This is a genomic window from Flavobacteriales bacterium, from assembly GCA_016124845.1.
Taxonomy (GTDB): Bacteria; Bacteroidota; Bacteroidia; order UBA10329; family UBA10329; genus UBA10329.
The window spans coordinates 37,043-63,091 of the sequence record WGMW01000029.1; the positions used below are offsets into that span (position 1 = coordinate 37,043).

Annotated in this window: 9 protein-coding genes; 8 read left to right on the forward strand and 1 reads right to left on the reverse strand. The window is 51.1% G+C overall.

The window, feature by feature from the left end; translation table 11 throughout:
• The 8 genes from GC178_11350 to GC178_11385 all read left to right on the forward strand — a co-directional run bounded on the left by GC178_11350 (position 1) and on the right by GC178_11385 (position 23,916).
• The gene (locus GC178_11350) at positions 1 to 1,302 is read left to right on the forward strand and encodes a PKD domain-containing protein (protein MBI1288158.1); all 1,302 of its coding nucleotides are present in this window, start codon (positions 1 to 3) and stop codon (positions 1,300 to 1,302) included.
• Positions 1,277 to 3,577 (forward strand): T9SS type B sorting domain-containing protein, encoded by a 2,301-nt coding sequence (locus tag GC178_11355; GenBank protein ID MBI1288159.1) that lies wholly within the window; start codon positions 1,277 to 1,279, stop codon positions 3,575 to 3,577. Before GC178_11350 ends, GC178_11355 begins: the two co-directional genes overlap by 26 nt.
• A gap of 24 nt (positions 3,578 to 3,601) precedes the next feature.
• A complete protein-coding gene (locus tag GC178_11360; protein MBI1288160.1) occupies positions 3,602 to 7,291 on the forward strand; it encodes a T9SS type B sorting domain-containing protein in 3,690 nt (1,229 codons plus the stop codon).
• A 132-nt stretch (positions 7,292 to 7,423) separates the two neighbouring features.
• On the forward strand, positions 7,424 to 16,654 hold the full coding sequence (locus tag GC178_11365) for a T9SS type B sorting domain-containing protein (protein ID MBI1288161.1): 9,231 nt from the start codon (positions 7,424 to 7,426) through the stop codon (positions 16,652 to 16,654).
• A 169-nt stretch (positions 16,655 to 16,823) separates the two neighbouring features.
• Positions 16,824 to 17,276, forward strand: a complete 453-nt coding sequence (locus GC178_11370; protein MBI1288162.1) for a hypothetical protein — start codon at positions 16,824 to 16,826, stop codon at positions 17,274 to 17,276.
• Positions 17,266 to 22,362, forward strand: a complete 5,097-nt coding sequence (locus GC178_11375) for a T9SS type B sorting domain-containing protein (protein ID MBI1288163.1) — start codon at positions 17,266 to 17,268, stop codon at positions 22,360 to 22,362. The genes GC178_11370 and GC178_11375 overlap by 11 nt, the downstream gene beginning before the upstream one ends.
• Positions 22,363 to 22,623: 261 nt before the next feature.
• Positions 22,624 to 23,619 carry a hypothetical protein gene (locus tag GC178_11380; GenBank protein ID MBI1288164.1) on the forward strand — a complete coding sequence of 332 codons (996 nt, stop codon included), beginning with the start codon at positions 22,624 to 22,626 and terminating at the stop codon, positions 23,617 to 23,619.
• An 18-nt stretch (positions 23,620 to 23,637) separates the two neighbouring features.
• Complete coding sequence (locus GC178_11385) at positions 23,638 to 23,916, forward strand: hypothetical protein (protein MBI1288165.1); 279 nt, start codon at positions 23,638 to 23,640, stop codon at positions 23,914 to 23,916.
• A gap of 80 nt (positions 23,917 to 23,996) precedes the next feature.
• Here the strand turns inward: GC178_11385 and gyrB are convergent, their stop codons facing one another.
• Positions 23,997 to 25,964, reverse strand: coding sequence for a DNA topoisomerase (ATP-hydrolyzing) subunit B (gene gyrB / locus GC178_11390; GenBank protein MBI1288166.1), 1,968 nt, complete (start codon positions 25,962 to 25,964; stop codon positions 23,997 to 23,999).
• Positions 25,965 to 26,049: the final 85 nt, after the last annotated feature.

The following is a 26,049-nucleotide window of genomic DNA, read 5'->3' on the forward strand; positions in this document are numbered from 1 at the left end:
ATGAGTAACCCATTTGACGATAAAATAAAGCAGGCACTCGAGGAATTCGAGATGCCATACGATGCCAACGCTTGGGCGGAACTGGAGAAGCAGCTTCCGCAAAGTGGCGGTGCCGCGCCCGGTGGCAACCAGTTCAACTGGAAGCTGGCAGCCCTTTTTGCAGCCGTGGCCACCATTGCCACTACTATTTGGTATGTGAACCGACCTGAGAAAACAGATGTGGCTGAAACAACTACAGAAACCGTTGTTGTTGAAACACCCGAACAGAATGAGGTGATCGAGAGCGATGATGCCATTGGTGTGTCTGGAACACACGAAGAGCGCAGAACTGAAGCCGTAACTGAAACCCATCCTTCGAAAGAAGCTGCTGAGAAAGCTGTGGCTTCGGATAAGTCGGTTCTGAAAGACCAGAAACCTGTCGATGTGCAGAACACTTCTGCACAGAAAGACGAAAAACCAGCTCCTGTTGCCGAACCAACGAAAGATGAATCACCCATCAAAGTTGTTCCGAGCAAAACCGAACAGCAGAATTTTGTGGTGGATTTCAAACCAAGCGCGGTGGTTGTGTGTGCTGGATCGGATGTCACATTCATCAACAGTTCATCTGATAAGAACGCTGAAATGGTGTGGGATTTCGGTGATGGCGAAACAAGCACGGAACTGAACCCGGTTCATAACTACGTTCTTTCAGGAAACTACACCGTCACCTTAAGCGGCTCTAAGGGTTCCAAAAGTGCAGATCATTCGGTAACGGTTACCGTCAATCCCGCTCCAACGCCAATGTTCTCGGCTTCTCGAAAACTGGACGGTTACGTGGTCATTCCGCTCTACTCTTTCGGCACGGGAACACAACCGGGCGAAACTGCCGTTTGGAGCTTCTCTGATGGTTCGAAAAGTGTCGGAAACGCAACGGACCATCTGTTCAGAGAAGGTGGAAAACACAAGGTTGAGCTCACCGTTACCAATCAGTACGGTTGCTCTACTAAGATTGACGAATCGTACACGACCTACGAGGATTTTGACCTGCTGGCGCCACAGGCATTCACTCCCAATGGCGATGGCAACAATGAGACTTTTATTCCAGTTGCTTTATCAGAAATGGGAATTGCTTTCAATCTGATCATTCGCAACCAAACAGGCCACATCGTTTATCAGACAAGCAACGCCAACGAACCATGGGACGGAACGCTGAACAATGGCAGCCAGAAAGCAGATGTAGGCGTTTATTTCTGGACCGTACTGCTAAAAGAAAATGTAGTTAGTAAAAAAGACTTCAATGGTACAATTCACCTGTCACGCTAAGTTCAACTTTGTATCTTTGGAAGTCGCACAAGAACCAAAATCCATGACCTCACACATTTTAAACCCGATAAAACGACTGATTCCCATCTTGGCATGGGTTCTCGGCCTTTTGTCTGCCCAAACAATGGTGGCGCAAACAGTTGATGTTGGACCACCGGATACGTCTGTTTGTAACGGTCAACCGATAACACTTACCGCGGTAACCACAGGAGTGAACACGAATCCAACATTCACGTCCATAAACGTTCCTTCGGATGATATTCACTCTCAGGTACTGAACATTGGGTTTCCCTTCCAATTCTTCGGGAACACTTACACACAATGCGTGGCATCGTCCAATGGCTATATCACGTTCGATCTTACGCAGGCAAATGCATATTCTCCTTGGAGCATTGGTAGTGCAAGCCCAACTCCGGGTGTACCCGACAATGCCATCATGTTCCCTTGGCAGGACATTAATCCAGGTGCAGGTTCTGGTGGAACCAATGCTGCCGATTGTGGAGATGGAACCTTTGTCATAGACTATGTGGATATTGCCATGTTCAGTTGCACCAGTTTGAACTTCACCATGCAAGTGGTGCTCCATCAGGGAACAAATTATATAGACACCTACATCACCAACAAACCGCTTTGCACCACTTGGAACGGTGGTGCTGCCATTCACGGTCTGGAGAATGCAACCGGAACCCAAGCAGTTATTGTGCCCGGAAGAAATTTCCCGACACAATGGTCTGTGACCAATGATGCGGTCAGATTTGTTCCGGATGGATTTGGAAGTTACACCATCGACCAGACCATTCCTTTCAACCCGATTCCTGTGGGGCAGGAAGTGATCGAATGGACAGATGAGTCAGGAACAGTTTTGGGAAACCAGAACAGCATCACAGTAACACCGACACAACCGACCTGGTATTACTGTACTTACAAATCCGCTTGCTCTGCCATCACCGTTTCAGATTCCATTCTGGTTACGCTCGGAAACGTGAACATTTCGGCCCAACCTACTGACGCAAGCTGCTATAGCTATGATGATGGGTTTGTACGCATCGACCCGGTTGGGAGTACATTCCCGGTAACGTTGGGTCTATTGGATGCCAATCAGAATGTGCTTCAAACAGTCAATAACGTAAACGGAATCGACACCCTTTTTGGGCTGATCGCTGGCGACTATACCGCCACCGTAACCGATGGTGTCGGTTGTACTACCGAACTCAATTTCGCTATTGATGAACCCACGGAATTGGTTGCAAATGCAGATCATTTGGACATTCTCTGCAACGGTGACGACAACGGAACCGCCTGGGCATACCCAAGCGGAAGCGTTCCTCCGTACACATTCCAATGGAATGATCCGCTTCAGCAGGTTAAAGACTCTATCGGTTTCCTTGCTCCGGGAGCTTACACGCTTACGGTCACCGATTCTCACAATTGTGTTGACGACACCACATTGAGCATTCTTGAGCCTCTTCCGCTGATCTTGGATCTTACCTCTGGTGCTGACACCTGCCTTTACACGAATGGTGCTGTGCGCGCTGCCTTGCAAGGAGGCACACCGCCTTATGCTTATGACTGGAGCAACTTGGGCGGTGACTCTGCAAACTATTCCATCGATCTTGTGAACACAGCATGGAGCATGATTTCCAATCTCTCTCAAGGCGAATACGCAGTCACCGTTACAGACTCGAACAACTGCGAAATTGACGGCAGCATAGAAGTACCGCTGATTCCGCCACCGTTGGCCGATTTCCTAAGCCGTTCAAAACCAGAGGAATTCGTTGACCCGAACGTCTTGTTTGACAACCAAAGTACAGCTGCGCTCACCTATGAATGGCATTTTGGCGATGGCAATATTTCTTACGAAGAAGACCCTGAACATTCGTATGACACATCAGGAGTTTATCTGGTGATGCTTATTGCCTATAACGAACCTCAGTACGGCTGTGCCGACACTACATTCAATTACATTGAAGTTGAACCGTTCTTCACGTTTTATGTGCCAAGCGGCTTTACACCGGATGATGATGGCAAAAATGACACGTGGGGTCCAGTGGGACAGAATTTTGAAGTAGAGAGCTACAACGTGAAAATTTACGACCGTTGGGGAACGCTGATCTGGCAGACCGACAACCCGGAGAAACGATGGGACGGAACCATGCAGAGCAGCACAAAAGATGTTCCGCAGGGAATGTACGTCTATGTGTTCACTATGAAGAAGTTCAACACGTTTGAACCCAAGGTGATAAAAGGAACGGTAACGCTGTATCGACATAAATAAGTTGACCATTCAAATTAGCAGGAGGTGTATGATCTGAAGTTTTATCGAATAAGTTTCTTTAGCCTTCTGATCTTTCTGACCGCATGGTCGGATGCCTTTGCCCAACCGGGTTGCCCGAACATTGTCTGCGGCCCCAATCAATCTGTCGATTGTAATGTCAATTGTGTTGACCTTACGGCAACCGTGCTTGAAACTGGCACTACCGAAACCTATACCGTATCGTCTGTTCCCTACGCTCCTCCCGCACCTTTTACCGGAGGAACCGCTCAGTTCATAAACACAGATGACATTTGGGGAGACGTAATCAACCTTCCGTTCAATTTCTGTTTTTATGGAAACCAGTACAATCAGGTGGTCATTGGTGCCAACGGGTTGATAACATTTGATGTATCCCTGGCCACTCAGTTCTGTGCCTGGTCCTACACGGCAAGTTGCCCCACACCAGGCCCACCACCAGGTGGACTCTACAACAATTCCATCATGGGCGCCTATCACGATATCGACCCAAGCATGGGAGGCGATATTTCATACTTCATTCAAGGTTCGGCTCCTTGCAGAATGTTTGTTGTCAGTTTTCATGACGTTCCTCATTATGACTGTGACTGTAGTTTCTTCTCATCTTGCAAGAAAACGACCCAGCAGATCGTTATTTACGAAACGACCAACGTAATAGAAGTTTACATTCAGCAAAAGGAACTCTGTAGCAGTTGGAACAATGGCAACGCCACCATCGGCATTCAGGATGCCACCGGTAGCACGGGAGTTACACCTCCTGGAAGGAATACCGGTGCATGGACGGCCAGCAACGAAGGTTGGAGGTTTACGCCCAGCGGCACACCGAACTATGTTGTCACCTGGTACGATGGAAATACTGTTGTTGGAAATGGCCTGACCGTAAACGTGTGTCCGAGTGCCACAACCACCTACGATGCAGAAGTTGTATATACCAACTGCGATGGAGCTACGGTTACGGTAACCGACCAAGTAACGGTGACCCAGAACAGCACCGTTTCAGTAAGTGTGTCTCCTGCCAACACCGATGTTTGTAGCGCAACTCCCACAACACTTACGGCCAGCAGTCCCAACTCGGGAATGAGCTACACTTGGTCTCCGGCCACAGGGCTTTCGGCAACAACGGGGACAACCGTTGATGCCACGCCAACCACAACCACAACTTATACGGTTACGGGAAGTGACGGCACCTGCTCAGCAAGTGCCAATGCCATCATCAACGTAGTGCAAGTTTCAGCAACCACATCATCCACAGATGCTTCTTGCGCGGGCGATGACGGTACAGCTACCGTCACTCCGAGCGGAGGCGTAACGCCCTACACCTATTCTTGGAGTACCAATCCTCCACAGAGTACGCAAACAGCTACAGGCTTGGCCGCTGGCAATTATGATGTAACCGTAACGGACGCCACGGGCTGCACCCACACAGAAACGGTTACCGTGAATCTGACCCTTGGTTCGCTTTCTCCTCCTGACGTTACAGCAACAGATGCCATTTGCACCAGCGATAACGGAACCGCAACGGCTACTCCAATAGACGGAACTGCTCCATTCGCATATCAATGGGATGATGCTGCCGCACAGACCACACAAACGGCTGTTGGACTGGCGGCTGGCACATACAATGTCACTATTACGGATGCAGGAGGATGCCAATCATCCAATTCGGTTGTTGTCGGTATCGATCCCGGAGACCTCGCAGTAAGTATTTCAAACTCAACCGATGTATTGTGCAATGGATCGTGTGATGGAACTGCTACCGCCACAACACAGGGAGGAACAGCGCCTTACCTTTTTGTTTGGGACGATCCCGCCAATCAGCAAACAGCACAGGCAACCAACCTTTGTGCAGGAACTTACAATGTGGGTGTTGCTGACGCGAACGGCTGCCTGGCCACCGATCAGGTTATAATTGGGGAGCCAACGGCCATAATACCAAGTGCGGTCATGGACGCACAATCCAATTGTGGCAACCCAGATGGGCAGGCAACAGCATCTGCAACAGGAGGAACTGTCGCTGTAGATTATAGCTATTCATGGAACTCAACTCCAGTTCAAACCTCTGCAACAGCCACGGGGCTGACGCCTGCAACATACACGGTCACGGTTACTGATGACAACGGCTGTACAGCATCTACAGACGTGGATGTAACCTCCACACCGGGATTCACGGCCAGTATCTCATCATTTACAGACGCAATTTGCTTTTCGAACTGCGATGGCGAAGCTACCGTACAGGCCAATGCAGGCAATACACCACCGCTCACTTATGCTTGGAACACAGTTCCTGTACAAGCCTCTGCAACCGCTACTTCGCTTTGTGCAGGAAATTACGATGTGACCATAACTGATGCACTCGGTTGCATGGCCACAACCTCGGTCACCATCGGCCAACCTGTAAAGTTGACCGCCACGGTCAATGCAAGCGCCAGCCCAATTTGCATCGGTGAGTCAAGCGATCTTACATCTGTGCTGATCGGTGGTACGGCTCCTTATGGGCAATTCTCTTGGACAGCTTCGCCAACCGACCCAACACTGGTCGGGTCGCAGCAGAACCCAACAGTCTCTCCGATCATTTCCACCACATATACATTTAGCGGAGCCGATGCCAACGGCTGTACTTCTACACCTGTGGACGTTACAGTGGAAGTCCTCGATCCGCTTACCCTAACTATTGAACGGCCTTTGTTCAGCCCAGATACGGGAATCTGTCCGTACGATTTTGCTGTGATCGACCTTTCTGCAACAGGCGGTGACGAGAATTACAGCTACTATCTGCAACCCGACCTGACAACACCTTTGAGTTTGCCAATGCAGGTTGAACCGGGAACCACCACCACATACGATTTTGTTGTGAATGACGGATGCACCACACCGCCTGCTTCAGCTTCAAGTACCATCACGGTTTTTCAATTGCCTCAAGTGGATTTCACCGCTGAACCGCCCAACGGCTGTGATGAACTGACGACCAATTTCACCGATCAGACAACGCCTACCCCGGTAGCATGGAATTGGAATTTTGGAGACCCGAACTCAAACTCCAACACAAGTGCAGTTCAAGACCCCATCCATAAGTTCTCAGGCCCGGGGCTTTACAGCATTTCGCTCTCTGTTGAATCTACAGATGGCTGCGTGAACGATTCAACGAAGACCGATTACGTGGAGGTGTACCCGTTGCCACAGGCAGACTTTGACCTCAACCCGGAGACAACGGATGTGATGAACGCAGAGGTCACTTTTACGGATCAATCAAACGGAAATATCGCCACATGGAACTGGAGTTTCGGTACGGGCGATACTTCCATGGCTCAAAATCCTGTTTACACGTACGAAGACACAGGAACCTACACGGTCACACTTCTGGTTGTCACCGATCATGGCTGTGAAGACAATACTTCCCGAAGAGTTATCATTGAACCGTACTACACATTTTATGTTCCCAATGCTTTTTCGCCAAATAGCGATGGCAAGAACGACTACTTCCGTGGCTATGGTGAAGGCGTAGACTGGAACACTTATCAAATGTCCATTTTCGACAGATGGGGGGAAGAGATCTTTTACACCAACGACATTGACAACCCTTGGAACGGCTGGTTCAAGAACAAGCAGGTGCCTAATGACGTGTATGTATGGTCCATCACCATTTACGATCTGAAAGGCGAGATGCATACTTTCCGTGGACGTGTCACGGTAATGCGTTAGTGTAGTGAATTGCAGAAGTCCATTCCATGTCTTAGAGTGTTGGCGACAATGCAATGAGGAGTCCTCAGATCACCTTATTTTTATGCACTTTTCCACACCACCTCAACCTCACTTCTGCGTCTGAGCCATAATATGTTTTCTCCGAAACGTTTCCATCTTATCTTGATGCTGCTCGCCATGTTGATGGCACGTGGTAAGGAAGCGTTTTCGCAATGCGGACCGCTGACGACCATCTATGCCGGAAACAACGGTCAGGATGGGATCATGTTCGACATTACCGCCATCAATAGCGTAAACATTACCCATTTTGACATTGATGCCTACGGGAACACCCACAACTACGAGATCTACCACAAGGTGGGCACGCACGTTGGGTTTGAGACCAATGGAGGCGCATGGACCCTTTTAGGAACGGCAGGAAACGTACCCGGAAACCCGAGAAACTCCCCAACAGCAGTTCCCATCAACTTCAGCGTGCACATGTGTCCCGGTGAAAGACATGCTTTTTATATTACCAGCACAAGTACAAGTGCCAGTGTGAGTTACACCAACGGTACGGGCGTAGGCAACATTGCAGCCTCAGATGCAAACATTCAGATCAGAGAAGGAACGGGCAAGGACTACCCATTCAATACGAGCTACACGCCAAGAATTCCCAACATAACCTGTTACTACAACTGTACGCAAAGCTGTTGCGAACCGCCAACGATCAATCCGACCGCAACGAGTTGTCAGGGGGCGTGCGATGGTAGTGCCACTGCCTCGGCAGGAGCAGGAAGCGTTGCACCATATACCTACCAATGGAATGCGGCTACAGGAAACCAGACCGGAACAACTGCCTCCTCGTTGTGTACCGGATCCTACTCGGTAACGGTTACAGACGCAACCGGCTGTGTTGCCACTTCATCGACCGTGGTACCAAGCGGCCCGCCCATCACTGTTCCCAGCATCAGCCCGGCAGGTCCATTCTGTGAAACACAGGGCAACCAGACCCTTTATGCTTCCGTTTCGGGCGGAACTTGGAGTGGAAATGGCATCACCAACGCCTCGGCAGGGACATTTTCGCCCTCGGCAGCCGGCCCCGGAACATGGACCATCACGTATTCGCTTCCCGGCCAATGCGGAAGTTCGTCCACCACAACAATTACGGTCAATGCGCAGGCTGATGCATCCATCATTCCGGCAGGTCCTTTCTGTGTTTCAGATGCTCCTGTCAATCTATCTGCTGCCACTCCTGGGGGCTCTTGGAGCGGAAATGGCATCATTAACAGCACTACCGGCACATTTCAACCATCGATTGCGGGAGTAGGGACCTGGAACATCCAATATCAGATAAATGGATCGTGTGGAGCAACCGACAGCGAATCCATCACCGTTACGGCAGGAGCAGATGCCACCATAACCACAGCGGGTTCCTATTGCGAAAACGTGACACCCTTCAACTTAACGGCCTTGTCTCCGGGAGGAACTTGGAGCGGACCGGGAATTGTGGATGCTGCCACAGGTCTTTGGGATCCAAGTGTAGCCGGCCCTGGAACTTGGACCGTGACATACACCATTCCCGCCCCATGTGGCGATACGGATGACGCGACCCTGACCGTAACGCCCGGAGCAGATGCAAGCATCACCCCTGCCGGCCCCTTCTGCTTGAATGATGCGCCAGTTGTGCTGTCAGCAGCCGATCCTGGCGGAACCTGGGTCGGAGCCGGAATAACCAATGCGAACACGGGTGCTTTCGATCCGGGTACCGCAGGAGTTGGAACATGGACCATCCTCTACACGATACCCGGAGCCTGTGGTCAGAGCCAATCCACGCAGATCTCTGTAAGTAACGGTTATGACGCAACTATCAACGCTGTTCCTATTCAATGTACTACTGGTTCGCCCATAACGCTGACCGCGGCCAATGCCGGTGGCACGTGGAGCGGTCCTGGAATTACCGATGGACTGGCCGGAACATTCGATCCAAGCGTTGCCGGACCTGGAAACCACATCATCCACTATGACATTCCCGGAGGTTGTGGTGATTCGGATGTGCGTGTGATAACCGTGAATCAGGGCGCAGATGCAACGATCGACCCAATTCCAACACTTTGTACGAACAGCCCGATCATGAATCTGACGGCCGCTTCTCCCGGTGGTTCTTGGTCAGGAACGGGAATCATCAATCCAAGTGCAGGAACTTTCTTCCCAGGTGCCGTGAGTCCGGGAACTTGGACCGTGACCTACAATATTACCGGCTCGTGTGGCGACATCGACACGGAAACCATCACCATCGAACCTGTGGGGAATCCGACCATCACTCCTGTTCCACCGATGTGTTCAGATGGTCTGAACATTACGATGACCGCTGCCACAGCAGGAGGCACATGGAGCGGAACAGGAATCACCAACCCAAGTACTGGAAGTTTCAGTCCGGCCGTGGCAGGACCCGGGAACTGGACCATCACCTACACGCTTCCTGGCGCCTGTGGAGGAACTGACACGGAGGTTGTAACGGTTTCGCCTCCAATCGTTCTTAATACGACCGTTGACCAGCAATCTCACTGCGGACAACCAGATGGGATCATATCAGTCAGCGCCTCTGGCGGAACGGTTGCCAATGGTTATTCCTATACATGGAGCACATCGCCAGCGCAGACAGCAGCAACAGCTTCCGGTCTCGGGCCGGGAAACTACGCGGTTACTGTAACGGATGATCTTGGCTGTACGGCCTCTTCAAGTGTGACGGTTACTCCAACAACCGGTTTTACAGCCTCCGTCAGTTCTACCACCGATGTTTCGTGTGCACAATCGTGCGATGGCACCGCAACCGTGACCGCTGGCGCGGGAAGCATTGGCGCATTGACCTATTCGTGGAACACAACTCCTGCACAAACAGGAGCAACAGCAACAAACCTTTGTGCTGGCAATTACGATGTGACCGTGACCGACAACGTGGGATGCTCGACCATTGCTTCCGGAACAGTTGGAGCACCACCGAGTTTTACCGCAGCAGCAAGTAATTCAGGCTCGCCCATCTGTTTTGGAGAATCGGCTACGCTGAACGTGACGGCCTCTGGTGGAGCCACGCCTTATGCTTCCTATTCGTGGAGCGCCAGTCCATCCGACCCGACACTTACCAGCCCGAATTCGCAAAGCCCAACGGTTTCCCCAACGGGTTACACCACATACACGGCCACGGTAACGGATGCCAATGGTTGCACAACCACCGCACAAACCTCTGTGGATAGAGGAACTGAGATCATTCTGACACCTGAATTGATCCAGCAATCGAACTGCGGACAGCCGGATGGAATCATCACGGTGAATGTGACGGGCGGATTCGTGGACAGCACTTACACCTATTTGTGGGATACCACACCAGCCGAAACAACTGATACGGTTACAGGGCTTGTTGCCGGGACTTACAACGTAACGGTAACCGATGATGTCGGCTGTTCGGCCACCACAAGTGTGACAGTCACCACATCTGCCGGATTTACTGCTTCGGTTGACACGTACAATGATGTCTCGTGCTATTCGCTTTGCGATGGCGATGCCACGGTGACCATTACAGGAAATTCCGTGGCTCCGCTCTCCTATTCGTGGAACACAACGCCAGCCCAGACAACGGCCACGGCCACCAACCTGTGTGCTGGAAGCTATGACGTGACCGTGACCGACAACACGGGTTGTTCTGCAACCGCATCGGTCACCATCACCGAACCTGCTGAACTGACCATTACGGCAGCCGCTTCTCTTACGCAGCTTTGCGAAGGTGAATCTTCCGACCTGACCTCTTCCGCTTCTGGCGGAGCCGCACCTATAACGTACTCTTGGGCTGCAAGCCCTGCTGATGCTTCGTTGACCGCATCGCAACAGAACCCAACGGTCTCGCCAACGGCAACCACCACTTACACAGTTACTGCAACAGACGCTGGTGGATGTACGGCAACCGAACAAGTGACCGTGAATGTTTCACCCGCCATTGTTCTGAATGCCGTGATGGATCAGCAATCCAACTGCGGGCAGGCCGATGGCGCGGTTTCGGTGACCGCTTCGGGCGGAACGGTTGCAACGGATTATTCTTATTCGTGGGATTCTTCGCCCACGCAGAATACCGCTGCGGCAACAGGTCTGCTCCCGGGAACGTACAATGTGACCGTGACCGATGATGTCGGCTGTTCAGAAACAGCAAGTGCTGTGGTCACCTCATCTGCCGGATTTACTGCTTCGGTTGACACGTACAATGATGTTTCGTGCTATTCGCTTTGCGATGGCGATGCCACGGTGACCATTACAGGAAATTCCGTGTCGCCTCTCGCTTATTCGTGGAACACAACGCCTGCCCAGACAACGGCCACGGCTACCAACCTTTGCGCAGGAAGCTATGACGTGACCGTGACCGACAACACGGGTTGTTCCGCAACCGCATCGGTCACCATCACCGAACCTGCTGAACTGACCATTACGGCAGCCGCTTCACTCACGCAGCTCTGCGAAGGTGAATCTTCCGACCTGACCTCTTCCGCATCTGGCGGAGCCGCTCCGATCGCTTATTCGTGGGCAGCCAGTCCAGCAGATGCTTCGTTGACCGCATCGCAACAGAACCCAACAGTTTCGCCAACGGCAACAACCACCTATACCGTAACTGCAACAGATGGAAACGGGTGTACGGCAACCGAACAAGTGACCGTAGATGTAAGTCCCGCAATTACCCTCAATGCCGTGATGGATCAGCAGTCGAACTGCGGGCAGGCGGACGGTGCGGTTTCAGTGACCGCTTCGGGCGGAACAGTTGCCAACGATTATTCCTATTCATGGGATTCTTCGCCCGCGCAGAACACGGCTGCGGCTACGGGTCTACTTCCTGGAACGTACAATGTGACCGTGACCGATGATGTCGGCTGTTCGGAAACGGCAAGTGCGGTGGTCACTTCTTCGGCCGGATTCACCGCTTCGGTTGACACCTACAATGATGTTTCGTGCTATTCGCTTTGCGATGGCGATGCCACGGTGACCATTACAGGAAATGCCGTGTCGCCTCTCGCTTATTCGTGGAACACAACTCCGGCACAGACAACAGCCACGGCCACCAACCTATGCGCAGGAAGCTATGACGTGACCGTGACCGATAACACGGGTTGTTCCGCTACCGCATCGGTCACCATCAGCGAACCTGCTGAACTGACCATTACGGCAGCAGCTTCACTCACGCAGCTTTGCGAAGGTGAATCTTCCGACCTGACATCTTCCGCATCTGGCGGAGCCGCTCCGATCGCTTATTCGTGGGCAGCCAGTCCGGCAGATGCTTCATTGACCGCATCGCAACAGAACCCAACGGTCTCGCCAACGGCAACAACCACCTATACCGTAACTGCAACAGATGGAAACGGGTGTACGGCAACAGAACAAGTGACCGTGAATGTTTCGCCCGCCATTGTTCTGAATGCCGTGATGGATCAGCAATCCAACTGCGGGCAGGCGGACGGTGCGGTTTCGGTGACCGCTTTGGGCGGAACAGTTGCCAACGATTATTCCTATTCATGGGATTCATCGCCAGCACAGAATACCGCAGCGGCAACAGGTCTGCTTCCGGGAACGTATAACGTGACCGTGACCGATGATGTCGGCTGTTCAGAAACAGCAAGTGCTGTGGTCACTTCTTCGGCAGGATTCACAGCATCGATTGACACCTACAATGATGTTTCGTGCTATTCGCTTTGCGATGGTGATGCCACCGTGACCATTACAGGAAATGCCGTGTCGCCACTCGCTTATTCGTGGAACACAACGCCAGCGCAGACCACGGCCACGGCCACCAACCTTTGCGCAGGAAGCTACGATGTGACCGTGACCGATAACACGGGTTGCATGGCAATGGCCTCTGTAACGATTGCAGAACCAGCAGCTTTGACGGTTACTGCAGCAGCTTCCAGCACATTGCTCTGCGGAGGGCAATCATCCGACCTAACGGCAACTGTTAGCGGTGGAAACCAACCAACTTTCAGTTGGACGGCAACACCTGCCGATGCTACATTGAATGGCTCCACGCAAAACCCGACCGTTACACCAACGGCAAACACGGTCTATGAAGTAACCGTAACCGATGGTGGATGTACGGCCACCGATCAGGTTTCGGTGAACGTGAGTCCTGGAATCACACTCAATGCGACCATGGACCAACAATCGAACTGTGGTCAATCTGACGGTATTGTTTCGGTTGCTGCCTCTGGCGGAACGGTGGCCAACGACTACGGTTATTCTTGGGATTCTTCACCAGCACAAACGACCGCGTCCGCCACGGGACTTCCTCCCGGAACCTATACCGTGACCGTGACCGATGATGCCGGTTGCACAGAAACAGCTTCGGTGGATGTCATCACTTCTGGAGGATTTGCAGCTTCCATTTCGGCTCAGACAGATGCAAACTGCTATCAGGGATGCGATGGAGCGGCTACCGTTGTTGCAGATGCGAATGCCATCGCACCGCTCACCTACGCTTGGAATACAACTCCAGCCCAATCAACGGCAACAGCCACGGGTCTTTGCGCAGGAACAATTGATGTAACCGTGACCGACAACGTTGGCTGCGTGGCCACCACATCGGTTACCATCGCGGAACCGACAGCGTTTGAAGTCACCGTTTCGGCATCCAGTCCAACGGTCTGCACCGGAGGTTCTACCGACCTGAGCGCAGCAACCACCGGAGGAAATCAAACCAACGTGACATACAGTTGGTCGGCATCGCCTGCCGATCCTTCGTTGAATGCCTCTGCACAGAACCCAACGGTCTCTCCGACCGCAAGTACGGTTTACACCGTAACAGCAACAGACGGAAACGGATGTACGGCCACGGACCAGATTACCATTGACATTGCTGCTTCGCTGACGGTAAACGTGACCTTGGATCAGCAGGCTGCTTGCGGACAGGCTACAGGCGTGGCAACAGCAATCGCCTCTGGCGGAACCGTAGCTGTTGATTACGCGTATGGCTGGAACACAACTCCCGCCCAAACAACCGCAACCGCAACGGGGCTTGCTCCGGGAACCTATACGGTTGTTGCGCTGGATGATGCTGGTTGCACGGGTTCTGCTGACATCACGGTAACGACATCGGCAGGATTTACGGCTTCCATTTCTGCCTCCACCGATGCCACCTGCTATCAGGCGTGTGACGGAACGGCTACTGTGGCGGAAGATGCCAATGCGGTGGCACCCGTAACGTATTCATGGAATACAACGCCAGCACAAACCACCGCGACAGCCACCAACCTCTGTGCAGGAAACTATGATGTGACGCTGACAGACGCAGCAGGATGTGTGACCACAGCATCGGTCACTATTAACGAACCGACCGAATTGACCGCGACAGCCGCAGCATCTCAAGCAACTATATGCGGTGGTGGAACTTCTGATCTTTCGGCCATTGGCGCAGGCGGAACCGGACCTTACACTTACAGTTGGTCTGCAACACCTGCGGACGCATCCTTGAGTGCATCGCAACAGAACCCAACCGTTTCTCCAACGGCAAACACAACTTATACGGTGACTGTCGCAGATGACAATGGATGTTCGGCAACCGATCAGACTTCCGTGTCGATTTCTCCGGCCATTTCGCCAAGCGCGGTGATGAACCAAGAGTCGAACTGCGGACAGGCAGATGGAGAAGCAACCGCTTCGGCAACAGGTGGCAGCGTGGCCAATGATTACGCGTATTCGTGGAACTCGACACCAACGCAAACAACGGCCACCGCAACCGGACTTCTGCCCGGAACTTACACCGTGACCATTACGGATGATATTGGATGTTCGGCAACTGCCGATGTCGACATCACTACAACTTCCGGTTTCACCGCAAGCATTACAGGCTCAACGGATGCCAATTGTTTCCAAGGATGTGATGGAACGGCAACGGTGCAAGAAAGTGCCGGGGCGGTAGCTCCGGTAATCTATGCTTGGGGAACGGTTCCACCGCAACTTTCTGCCACCGCCACCAATCTCTGCGCTGGAACCTATCAGGTATTGGTTTCGGATGCAACCGGATGTACAGCAAACGCCTCTGTAACTATTGCTGAACCGACCGAATTGGAAGCCACAGCTGATGCTTCGGTCACGCAAGTTTGTATAGGTCAATCTGTGGACCTTACCGCGAGCGCTGTAGGAGGAACCACACCTTATGTTTCTTACTCCTGGACCGCTACGCCCACTGATGCAAGTTTGAATACCACCCAGCAAAACCCAACTGTTTCGCCCACAGCCAACACGACCTACGAGGTAACCGTTACAGATGCCAACGGATGTACCGCATCTAAGCAGGTTTCCGTAAGTGTTCTTTCTGCGCTTACGCTGAATGTGGTTACACCTTCTTCCAGCCCAGATACATCCATCTGTCCGGGAAGCACGGCAACAATCAACCTTTCAGCATCTGGCGGAGATGGCAATTACAGCTATTATCTGCAACCCGACCTGACGAATCCTGTCAGTCTTCCGATGGCAGTTCAACCCAATGCAACCACAACGTACGATTTTGTAGTTACCGATGGCTGCACCACACCCTCTTCCTCGGCATCAAGCACTATTTCCATTTTCTCGCTTCCGCAGATCGATATTTCGGGTGGAGATGCCGGATGTCATGTTCATTCCGTTCAGTTGGCGGACAATACGGTTCCAACACCTACTTCTTGGAACTGGAACTTTGGTGACCCGCAATCGAGCAGCAATACGTCCAGCTCATCATCACCATCTCATACATTCTCCAATCCGGGGTTGTATGACATTTCTCTAAGCATTGTAACTGCGGATGGCTGTTCGGTTGACACGACCCTGACCGATTACGTTGAGGTTTATCCGTTGCCAGTTGCCGACTTCAACCTCGACCCGAACGTGGTCTCGGTGGTGGACGGAACCATCACATTCACCGACCAGTCTTCTGGCAACATTGACACCTGGAACTGGAATTTTGGAACAGGCGATTCTTCCATTGTTCAGAACCCGGTATATACGTACACCGACACGGGATCATTCATTGTACAGCTTACAGTGACCACGGTCAATGGCTGTCAATCTACCACGAGAGGTTCTGTCAAGGTGACACCCGTTTTCACATTTTACATTCCCAACAGTTTCACCCCGAACGGAGATGGCGTAAATGACTTTTTCCAACCTTATGGGGAAGGAGTAGACTGGAACACGTTCTCAATGGAGATCTTCAATCGATGGGGGGATAAGATCTATGTTACCAACGACATCGGTCACCCTTGGGATGGAACCATGAACGGGCATCCTGCTGAAATGGGTGTTTACGTTTGGTCGATATCCATTCGTCAAACAAAAAACATGATGCACTACTACCATGGACATGTCAACCTTTTGAGATAGATATGTCATTTTGTGAACATGTTTGAATTTTCGGTTTCTTACATTGTACTTTCAACTTGATGAGAATTCATCGTTATTAAATGTTGAATTTTTCGCGTTTTTAGGTCTGCGAACAGCAACCCGAAAACATTGTGAGAGTCTTGAGCATGAACCAACCTACTACTGAGCTTTGAGGCCGACCGACCTACGCCTGATCGCGTTTTTGTCTTTTACTGTGCTATCCGTTCTGGCGAGCGGCAAACTGTTTGCGCAGATCGATCAGCAAACATCAACCATCTATTCCAGTGCTGGCGTTTCCATTACATCGCAATTGGAAGATTGCCATGACACTAAAAACGGCACACATAAACAGTACGTTCTCCTTTCCATCTCCAACGAGAAAAATACTGCCATCAAAATCTCTTGGAAACGGGAACTCTGGCATGATGGAAAGTGTACTACCTGCATGGCAGATAGTGATGAATACCATACTTCTGTAGAGATTCCGGCAAATACCACATTGAGTGGCGAATGCACCGAAAACAACGGGCTGAGGATCTTTGTAAAGATGCTCGATCTGAAAGATGTTCGGCAGTTGACGCATTACGAACTGAAAGAAATAACGGTGACCGATGTGGAATAGAAAAGTCATCTCGTTTCTTCCTGTTCTTGTGCTGCTCTATGGCAGTTCGTTTGGGCAATGCACGGTAAATGCTGATGCGACTTACACGGAGATCACCTGTGGTGAATGTGTAACGCTTTCGCATTTCGGTTCCACATCCGGTAACATCAGTTTTTCGGAGGACTTCAATAACGGACAACCGACAGGGTGGTCGTTCACGCAGCAGGCGTCTTTTAACAATCCTTGCAGCCCGAACGGTGTGGATGGTACCACGCATCTTTGGATGGGCGACCAATCAGCCTCTCCCCGCTCACTCGAAACGCTTCCGTTGAACTTCGGCCCTTCTGTTGCTCCCGCAGGTGGCACCATCTGTTTCGATATGTTGTATGCCATCCAAGGAAACGCCTCGCCCTGCGAAGGTCCGGACGAACCGGATGAAGGCGTTTATCTCCAATATTCCATCGATGGCGGCAACACATGGATCACCATTCATTATTTCGACCCGAATGGTGGAAATGACCCGCAATTAGTGAACTGGAACAACTGGTGTTTCCCAATTCCAGCTGGAGCATTGGTGAATAACGTTCAGTTCCGATGGTTTCAGGATGCCGATTCGGGTGCAGAGTACGACCATTGGGGGATTGATAATGTTGAAATCATCGTAAACGACCCGAATGTGACCTACACCTGGCAGCATGACGGTTACACCACCTCATTGCCGGGAGACGACCCGACACCTGTTTGTCCGCTGGTAACCACAACCTATACGGTGGATATGACCACGAGCACCGGTAACTGCCAGAATTCCGTTCAAGTGGTGGTGACCAATCCGGATGTTCAGGTAGATGCCGGAGCGGATCAAACCGTGTGTCCGGGAGATTGCATCAACCTTGCAGGAACTGCTGCCGTTGTAAATGACCCGGGAGGTCCGAAAACATTTGAGAATAACCAGACCGAAACGTTCGATGCATCCATTTTTGGAGGTGCTTCGGTGAATGTGAACGTTCAGGATCTGAACATGAGTACCGTCAACCCCGGTTCCATTACACAGGTATGTCTTACCAGCTTGGATTTTACCGGACTTAACCTTCCACCTTCGGGTGTTGAGGCGTTATCCGTGACATTGGTCTGTCCTGATGGAACCCAAGTAGAACTTGTTCCTATCGGAGGAGCCCCGGCAGGCAGTTTTATCAATGCGTCCTCCTATCAGAATACCTGTTTTGTTCCTTCCGGAGGATCGGCACTTTCGGGTGCAAACCCCACCCCAATAACCGGAACTTACAACACAAGCCAACCACTATCTGGCATGAACGGCTGCACCGCAAATGGTGTTTGGTCCATTTCGGTTGAAACAAATGCCTTCAGCGGATCGGGGACATTTGACGGGTGGTCCATCACGTTTGATGACGAACCGGATGAATACACGCCCGATGTGGTCTGGTCTCCAACCACCGATATGGCAGCTGGACAGGAAACCACGCTCACTCCTCAGGTCTGCCCCACAAGTGCCATCACCTACACGCTCACAGCATCGGACGATGCCGGCTGTGTAACTGTTTCGGATGATGTGACCATAACCATCGACCCGAACTGTTGCGATCCACAGACACCACCAATTCAGGGTCCGTCTCCGGTCTGCGAGAATGAAAGTGGATCCGTCTATTCGGTTACCAATACGCCTGGTTCTACCTTCACGTGGACTGTTCCAACGGGTGCTTCCATCGTTTCGGGCCAAGGAACCAATTCCATAACTGTGAACTGGGGAACCACCAGCGGACAGGTTTCCGTGGTGGAGACCATCCAATGTGGCGATGGCCCTGCTGTAACGTTTGATGTGACCGTGCAACCTTGTGCCGGTTGCACCATGACAGCCTTGGATCTGACCATGACCGATTGCTACACGACCAGCCAAAGCACGCTGGAATATGATCTGGAAGCCACGCTCACATTCAGCAATCCACCAAGTACAGGACAGCTTATTGTTTCCGATTGTTTTTTCAACACGCAAACATTCACACCACCGTTCATTAGCCCGATGACGGTCACATTTACCGGGCTGCCTCAAGACGGCCTTGCCTGTGATTTCGGAGCCGTTTTCAGCGATGATCAGAACTGCAACATCACCACTACGTTCACAGCTCCTCCTACTATAACCTATTACGAATCTGAATGTGTTACAGGAACGGGCGAGGTAACCGGCTCCATTGAATTCAATAATCCGCCATCAACGGGAACTATTGTAGTGGAGATAAATGATGGAACCAACACGCAATCGACCAACATTCAGCCACCCTTCAGTAGCCCTGAAGCATGGTCGGTGACCGGATTGGACCCGGCAGCCGCCAGCTACACCATCACCTACTATTTCTCAGATTTCCCAACCTGCGAACAGACACAGACCATTATCTGTGGTTGTAGTGCAGATGCAGGTACCACTACGGCCACCATCACAGGCAGCGGCCTGAATGATGTTATTCTCTGCGATGGCGACCAGTTTCAATTGGTTACCAATGGTGATTACACCTACCCGGAAGACAATGGGCCGCTTGTTGACGGAAACGGCAATCAATTTCCGTATGCACCTGCCATCAACTTCCTCGTTTATAGTTGTCCGCCAACGCCTGGAGTTTTCCCAAATGATGACCCTTGTTTCCTTGCTCCGATTCCAATTGCCGATGGAATTGCCGATATCAATGATGCAAACTCGATCATCAGTCTGTTTCCTCCGGGTACCTTCACGAACAATGAGGTCTATTATGTTCCGATAACCACTTACTCCTTCGACCCGGTTGCGCCAACATTCATTGTTCTGCAAGATTGCTGGAATATGGGACCGACAACGATGGTAACGTATCTGGAGCCAACTGCTTCTGTAGTGACTCCCGATTGTCAGACCAATACTGTGAGCGTCAACCTGAGTGGCGGCTATGCTGAGGTTTACGGTGGAGATTTCACAGCCTCCAACCTACAGCCAGCAACTGCCGATTTCGTGAACTCTACATGCCAGAATGGTGGAGACATCGTGGTTGAGAACCTTCAGAACGGTGACAACTATTCGTTTGATGTAACCGATGAGAATGGTTGCCCTCTGACAATAAGTGGTGGGCCGTTCGTGGCGTTGCCGATCGCTGATGCCGGAACGGATGCGCAGACCTGCCAGTTGTTCTACCAATTGCAGGCCGTAGCAAGTTATGGAACCGGAACATGGACAGGTGGTCCTGCCGGAACGACTTTTACGCCTGATGCCAACACACCTGATGCAACCGTGACGGTAACAACCGCTGGTTCCTACACTTTCACGTGGACTGAAGACAACGGAAATGGATGTACCGCATCCGATGAAGTGGTGATCGATTTCTCTGAAATGAGCATTCCTGCGGTGATCACCGATGCATCATGCGGAAGTAGCGATGGACAGATCGTGGTTGCACCGCAGGGAGGCGTCAGTCCATACAGCTACAGTTGGACAAGTGGAGGGAATGGCCCTGTCGAAGGCAATCTTGGCGTTGGAAACGTTACTGTTACCGTAACGGATGCCACAGGTTGCAGTTTGGATTCCACGTTCACCATCAACCAACCCGTTTCATTCAACACCGTTGTTAACAGCGCAGATGAAACCTGCTTCAATGCATGCGATGGCAGCATCGACATACAACCCGATGGTGCCGGTCCGTACACTTACACGTGGACACCGAATGTGGCCAACTCGAACTCATCATCCACGCTTTGTCAAGATGATTATCAGATTCTGGTGTCCGATCAGGACGGATGCACGAAGGTGGTAAACGTCACCATCTCCGGTCCAGCGGAAGTGGTTGTTTCCGTGTCTTCCGATGTAAACGAAGTGTGCATTGGCGGAACCGCCAATCTAACCGCTCAAATTACGGGTGGCGTTGCTCCGTTGAACTACGCCTGGACTGCAAATCCAGCAGACCCAACGCTTAATTCTACAGCATCAAATCCTGCGGTAAATCCAACCCAAACAACCACTTACAGTTTGATGGTAACGGATACCAACGGCTGCCAATCTGCTCCGAAAACCGTTACAATCGATGTGCTTCCTCCTTTGACATTGAGTGTCATTCGTCCATTGTTCAGTCCTGACACGAGTATCTGTCCTTACGATTTTGCAACCATCGATCTGCAAGCAGGTGGAGGCGATGGCAACTATGACATCTTCCTTTTACCGGACAACACGACACCCGTAACGCTGCCCATTGACACCCAACCGTTGGTGACAACCACCTTTGATTTCATGGTATCTGACGGATGTGGCACGCCACCTGCATTTGCTTCCAGTACCGTTACCATCATCCCGCTCCCCACCATTGTTGTGAATGCCGAACCAGATAGTGGTTGTCAGCCTCTGACCGTTGATTTCAGTGACCTGACGCAACCCACACCGGCTTCATGGACATGGAGCTTCGGAGATCCCAACTCGGATTCAAATACCGCAAGCGTTCAAAACCCTTCGCACGAGTACGAAGATGCGGGAAGCTACACGATTTCGCTCTCCGTTACCACAGTAGAAGGGTGTGTGACAGATACCGTTCTTACCGACTTTGTACAGGTGTTCCCGTTACCCTCTGCCAGCTTCGATCTAACCCCTGAGGTAGTGAATCTTCTCAACGCAGATATTGAATTCACCGACCACTCTATTGGAGATCTTGCCAGTTGGAACTGGACCTTCGGTGATGGGGCATCTTCAACACAACAGAATCCGACACACCTGTATTCAGATACGGGAACGTACATCATACATGAGCTCGTTACCACAATTCATGGATGTACGGATGAGGCGGTCGGACAGGTCATCATCGAACCTGATTTCATGTTCTATGCTCCCAATGCCTTTACACCAAATGAGAACGGTAAAAACGATGGGTTCCGTGGCTACGGAGAAGGCATTGATTGGGACACCTATAAGATGTCAATATTTGACCGTTGGGGAGAGTTGATCTACTATACCGAAGACATAAACGACCCGTGGGATGGAACATACAAAGGGGCACCCGTTCAAATGGCCGTTTATGTATGGAGGATAAAACTGAATGATGTGAAGGGAAATGACCACTCATACATTGGTCATGTTACACTACTGAGGTAAGATCTGTCGGTAGAAAAGCGCGGATCTGCTTCTTAGATAACACCAATTTTACAACCGATTGAAAATTTCAACATTTATGTACATTTGGGACTTCTTACAAAACCCCTATTCATGAGAATGAATCTACGACTTCTTGTTTCGAGCATATTTACCCTCGTGCTATTCACGGTGGCTCAGGTATCCGCTCAGGATAACGTTGGTATTGGAACGACCACTCCTCACCCGAACTCGATTTTGGATGTGACCTCTGCTGAGAAAGGAATGCTGGTACCACGGGTCAATACGCTACAGCGATTGGGAATTGCCAACCCACCAACTACAACGCTACCCAATGATGCGCAAGGTCTGTTGGTATATGATATTGATCTGAACCAATTCTGTTACTGGGATGATGCTACGGTTGACTGGATATGCTTCGGATCCGGTGGCTATGGAGCTACAGGACCAACTGGACCACAGGGACCTCAAGGGCCAAGCGGATCAAATGGCGTTACTGGCCCGACCGGTCCCCAAGGACCCACAGGGGTTGGTTTACAAGGACCTACAGGTCCGACCGGTCCTCAGGGACCTACGGGTCCTGTAACAGGTGTAACAGGACCGACCGGACCAACCGGTGTGAATGGGGCTACTGGTCCCACCGGAGCCAATGGTCCTACTGGTGCTACGGGACCTGCCGGACCTGCCGGGCCTACTGGTCCTACCGGAGCCAACGGTACAACCGGACCGCAAGGACCTGCCGGACCAACTGGTGCTAATGGTTCCAACGGATCAACGGGTCCTCAAGGATCTCAGGGGCCTCAAGGACCACAAGGGCCTACTGGCCCTGCCGGAACTGGATCTCAGGTTTTCAGTACCACCGGAACAACCGATATCAGTATGAACTCAACTACGTTTACAAGTACTGGGTTGTCGTTGACCTTCACTCCTACTACAAGTAATGGACTTGTGATGATGACCATTTCAGGACGTTCTGATCCGCAGGCATATCCAATTCAAAACGTCTTTGTTCGTGTCCTACTTGACGGAACACCGATCGGTGGTGCAAATACAACCGGTGAGGATTACGATGATGTCTACGGAGTTGCCACCACATGGTCACTTTCTTTCACTAAACCGGTAAGCATGACCGCAAACGTATCTCATACTCTGACGCTTGAATGGATGAGAACAGGTCTTTATACTGGAACGATCTACTGTGAGCCTGCGACCTCTACAAATGGCACAAATCACAGAACACTAAGTGTTATCTGCTATTAATTAATGATTGGTTTCTCAATGAAGCACTACTTCACATTCATTATCGCACTCTTGTTGGGAGGGTCGGCCATGGCTCAATCCACCAAAAAAGAAGCGCACATACGTAAAAGTGAAAATGTGGATGAAAAGGTCTCAAAAGAGGCTGCTACAACATCTGAAAATGTTACGGAGAAGAGAAGCCAAAGCGCTGAAAGCACTTCCGATAAGGAATCCGCTGCCCCAAATCGTGAGTTGATGGAAAAGCGTAGGAACGAAAGAAAAGTGGTTAACTCAAAAGAGGCTGCAACTCCAAAGTAGCTTTGAGAAAACAAAAGAGAAAGCCCCGATCAGATGTCTGATCGGGGCTTTCTAATTTTGCAATGGTGTGGTTTCGCGAATTACGCGTCAATCTTCGCGTATTTGGCGTTCTTTTCAATGAACTCTCTACGAGGTGGTACATCATCACCCATAAGCATGGAGAAGATCCTATCGGCCTCTGCGGCATTTTCAATGGTCACCTGACGCAGCGTTCTTGCAGTTGGATCCATAGTGGTTTCCCAAAGCTGTTCCGCATTCATCTCTCCGAGACCTTTGTAACGCTGAATGCCCACAGAGCTTTCCTTGCCTTCACCTTTCAGTCTTAGCACAGCGGAATCCCGCTGATCGTCATTCCAGCAGTATTCAGATTTTGCGCCCTTCTTGACCAAATACAACGGTGGCGCAGCAATATACAGATAGCCGCTCTCCACCAATTCTCGCATGTAGCGGAAGAAGAATGTCAGAATCAACGTGGCGATGTGCGAACCATCCACATCCGCATCACACATGATGATGATTTTGTGGTATCGCAATTTGTCCATGTTCAGCGCACGCTCATCTTCTTCCGTTCCAATGGTTACACCCAAGGCGGTGTACATGTTCTTGATCTCCTCATTTTCGAACGCCTTGTGCTGCATGGCCTTCTCCACATTCAAAATCTTACCACGAAGTGGAAGTATTGCCTGGAAGTTACGGTCACGTCCTTGCTTGGCTGTACCGCCTGCCGAGTCACCCTCAACGAGGAAAAGCTCGCAACGCTCTGGATCTTTGTCCGAACAATCGGAAAGCTTACCGGGAAGTCCTGTTCCTGTAAGTACGTTCTTCCGCTGAACCATCTCACGCGCCTTGCGTGCCGCATGACGTGCAGTAGCGGCCAGAATCACTTTCTGAACGATGGTTCTCGCGTCAGCTGGATGTTCTTCCAAATAGTTCTCAAGCATCTCACTCACCGCCTGACTTACAGGTGCGGTCACCTCGCGATTACCGAGTTTGGTCTTGGTCTGTCCTTCAAACTGAGGCTCAGAAACCTTTACCGAAACGATGGCTGTCAACCCTTCACGGAAGTCATCACCAGAAATCTCAAATTTGAGTTTATCGAGCATTCCAGATGTTTCCGCATACTTCTTCAATGTGTTGGTCAAACCTCTTCGGAACCCTGAAAGATGCGTACCGCCTTCGTGCGTATTGATGTTGTTCACATACGAGTGAATGTTCTCGCTATAAGACGTATTGTAAACCATCGCCACTTCCACAGGAATGCCGCCTTTCTCGCCTTCAATACTGATCACATCATCGATCAACTTCTCGCGATTGCCATCCAAGAAGGTCACGAACTCACGCAGACCTTCCTCTGAGTGGAATGTCTCCGTTGGGAATTCGCCCTTCTCATCTGGATTTCTAAGGTCTGTAAGTGTGACCGTGATTCCTTTATTCAGATAGGCCAGTTCGCGCATACGCGTGGCCAACGTTTCGTAGTTGTACTCAAGCGAATCGAAAATCTGCTCATCCGGCTGAAATTCGACCTCCGTGCCACGGTAATCGGTCGGGCCAACCTCTTTCACCTCGTAAAGACGCTTACCGCGTGAATACTCCTGCTGCCATTCTTTACCATCTCGGTAAACCGTAGCACGCAACGCGCTCGAAAGTGCGTTCACACAGGAAACACCCACACCATGGAGACCGCCCGAAACCTTGTACGAATCCTTATCGAACTTACCTCCAGCCCCGATCTTGGTCATAACGACCTCCAAGGCCGAAACACCTTCTTTCTTGTGCATATCAACAGGAATTCCGCGACCGTTATCGCGTACGCGGATTCCATTGTTCTCTGTAATGGTCACATCGATGTGGTCGCAATGCCCTGCAAGCGCCTCATCGATGGAGTTATCGACCACCTCATAGACCAGGTGGTGAAGACCTCTTACACCAACATCTCCAATATACATTGACGGACGCATCCGCACGTGTTCCATGCCCTCAAGGGCCTGGATACTATCGGCCGAATATGCTTTCGGCTTTTTCTCGTTTTCTTCCACTATTTCCGACATTTTTAGGTACTGAAAATTGAACTTTCAAAGATACCCAAAATAGACCCGAAAGCCGCGCAAACAGCGGCTTTCACGCTTGAGGTTA